2 protein-coding genes are annotated in these 3,145 nt (G+C 71.0%); both read left to right on the top strand.

What is annotated here, in order from left to right:
- The coding region (locus COGEMETH_RS23405; RefSeq protein ID WP_238185081.1) for a NirA family protein at positions 1–1,391 on the top strand (1,391 nt) is incomplete at its 5' end.
- Entirely contained in the window at positions 1,388–2,986 is a 1,599-nt protein-coding gene (locus COGEMETH_RS23400; protein WP_238185080.1) for a sulfite reductase subunit alpha, read from the top strand. The genes COGEMETH_RS23405 and COGEMETH_RS23400, both read left to right, overlap by 4 nt.
- Positions 2,987–3,145 lie beyond the last annotated feature (159 nt).

The raw sequence follows: 3,145 nt of genomic DNA, 5'->3' as shown, positions 1-3,145 counted from the left end.
TGGCCGACCTCGCCGACGCGCACGGGGGCGGTTACGTCCACGTCACGACGCGCGCCAACCTCCAGGTGCGCGAGATCGCGCCCGAGCACGCCCAGCCCTTCCTCGACGGGCTGACCGACCTCGGCCTCACCGCCCGCGGCTCGGGCGCCGACAACATCCGCAACGTCACCGGCTCGCCCACCGCCGGCATCGACGCGCAGGAACTCCTCGACACGCGGCCCCTGGCGCGCTCCTGGCACAACCACATCATCAACGACCGCTCCCTCTACGGGCTGCCGCGCAAGTTCAACGTGGCCTTCGACGGCGGCGGCATCATGCCGGTGCTGGAGGAGACCAACGACATCGGCTTCCAGGCGGTGGAGGTAGGCGACGGCGCAGCCGTCGCGCCCGGCGTGTGGATGCGCCTGGTGCTCGGCGGCATCTCCGGCCACCGGGATCTCGCCCGCGACACCGGCATCGTGCTCAAGCCCGAGGATTGCAACGCGGTCTCCGACGCGATCATCCGCGTCTTCATCGAGAACGGCGACCGGACCAACCGCAACAAGAGCCGGATGAAGTACGTCCTCGACGCCTGGGGCTTCGACAAGTACCTCGCCGCCGTGGAGGAGAAGCTGGGCCGCAAGCTCGACCGGGTCGACCCGGCCCACGTCGCCCCGCGCAAACCCACCGACCGGTTCAGCCATGTCGGCGTGCACAGGCAGGTCCAACCCGGCCTCAACTGGATCGGCGTGGTCCTGCCGGTGGGCAAGATGCTCTCCGACCAGGTCCGCGCATTGGCCGACATCGCGAGGGAGTGCGGCGACGGGCAGGTCCGGCTCACCGTCTGGCAGAACTTCGTCCTCTCGGGCGTGCCCGACGCCAAGGTGGCCGAAGTCGAGGCCCGCGTCGCGGCGCTCGGGCTGACGATCCGGGCCTCCAGCATCCGGGCCGGGCTCGTGGCCTGCACCGGCGCCAAGGGCTGCAAGTTCGCCGCCTCCGACACCAAGGGCCACGCGCTCGTCATCGCCGACCACATCGAGGCCACGGTGAGCGACCTCGACGTGCCGGTGAACGTGCACCTCACCGGCTGCCACCATTCCTGCGCCCAGCACTACATCGGCGATATCGGCCTGATCGGGGCCAAGGTCGTCGTCTCGGAGGAGGGCGACACCGTCGAGGGCTACGACATCGTCGTCGGCGGGGGCTTTGCCGAGACCCCGAAGATCGGCACCGAGATCTGGAAGGCGGTCAGGGCCGAGGAGTGCCCGGGCCGGGTCGAGGCGTTGCTGCGCACCTATCTCGCCCGCCGCGAGGGCCCGCAGGAAAGCTTCCAGTCCTTCACCGCGCGCACCGGCCCCGAAGCTCTGCGGGACGCCGCCGAAGAACAGCCAGCCCTCAAGGCCGCCGCATGACCCAGCACGTCACGCCCCCCCTCGTCCTGATCCCCGAGACCGCCCCGTTCAGCGCCGACCAGCGCTCCTGGCTCTCGGGCTACTTCGCGGCCCTCCTCGGCCCCGCCGTCGAGGGCGCGACCGCGCTCGCCCCCGGCGAGGTGCCCGGCGGCGGGCCGCGGCTGGCCGACAACGACGACGCCCCCTGGCACGACCCGTCGCTGCCCATCACCGAGCGCATGGAGATGGCCAAGGCCCGGCCCGAGCCCCAGAAGTTCATGGCGGCCATGGCCCAGCAGGATTGCGGCCAGTGCGGCTACAACTGCGCCGACTACGCCAACGCCATCTTCCTCAAGAACGAGGAGCGCCTGAACCTCTGCCAGCCCGGCGGCAAGGAGACGCTCCGGATGCTGAAGAAGCTCGACGAGGAGTTCGGCGCAGGCGCCGCACCGGCCAAGGCGGACGATGGCGAGGCCCCGGCCAAGGCGGTCGAACTCGGGCCGCTGGGCTATTGCCGCGAGAACCCCGTCGAGGCCGTGTTCCTCGGCCGCCGCCGCCTCAACGAGCCGGGCGGCGAGAAGGAGACCTGGCACGTCGAGTTCGACCTGAGGGACACGCCGATCGAGTACGTGGTCGGCGACAGCCTCGGCCTGTTCCCCGCCAACGCCCCGGCGCTGGCCGACGCGGTGATCGCCGAACTCGGCGCGCGCCCCGAGCGGATGATCGGGGGCAAGACCCTGCGCGACCGCCTGCTCTCCGACTACTCCCTGGGGGCTGCCCCCGACGGGCTCTACCAGCTCCTGTCCCTGCTCACCTCCGGCGCGGCCCGCAAGAAGGCCCAGGCCCTGTCGGCCGGCGAGGACCCGGACGGCGACGCCGCCTATCTCGACGTGCTGGGCGCGCTCCACAAGTTCCCCGGCGCCCGCCCCGACGCCGAGGTCTTCTTGGAGTCCCTGGACGAACTCCAACCGCGTTTGTACTCGATCTCGTCTTCGCCCAAGGCGGACGTGGGCAAGGTCTCGCTGACGGTGGACGCGGTGCGCTACAACCACCGCTCCCGCCTGCGGCTGGGCGTCGCCTCGACGCATCTGGGCGAGCGCATGCCCGAGCAGACCAAGGCCAAGATCTACCTGCAGAAGGCGCACGGGTTCGCCCTGCCGGACGACCTCTCCACCGACGTGATCATGTGCGGGCCCGGCACCGGCATCGCCCCGTTCCGCGCCTTCCTGCGCGAGCGCGCCGCCACCAGGGCGCCGGGCCGCAACTGGCTGTTCTACGGCCACCAGCGCCAGGCCTCCGACTTCTTCTACAAGGAGGAGCTGACCGGGATGCGCGACGACAAGGTGCTCACCCGCCTGTCGCTGGCCTGGTCCCGCGACGGCACCGAGAAGACCTACGTCCAGGACCGCATGCGCGAGACCGGCGCCGACCTCTGGAAGTGGCTCGAAGGGGGGGCCCACTTCTACGTCTGCGGCGACGCCAAGCGCATGGCCAAGGACGTGGAGCGGGCGATCATCGACGTGGCCGCCCAGCACGGCGGCAAGAACCCGGACGAGGCCGTGGCCTATCTCGGCGCCCTCAAGAAGGCCGGACGCTACCAGGCCGACGTGTACTGAGCCGCGCGCCTTCCCTCCCCCCAACAGATCTCGGGCTTGCCCGAGATCTGCATCCTGAGTGCCCGAGTCGGGCAAGCCCGACTTGGGATGGGGGAGGGTGCCTGCGGAGCAGGCGGGAGAGGGGAGCGCCGTATCCGGAGAGGCCGCTCCCCTCTCCCG

Source organism: Methylobacterium trifolii (genome assembly GCF_022179685.1).
Classification (GTDB): Bacteria; Pseudomonadota; Alphaproteobacteria; order Rhizobiales; family Beijerinckiaceae; genus Methylobacterium; species Methylobacterium trifolii.
The sequence above is the reverse complement of the archived record's forward strand: the minus strand, read 5'-3'. Positions and strand labels throughout refer to the sequence as shown.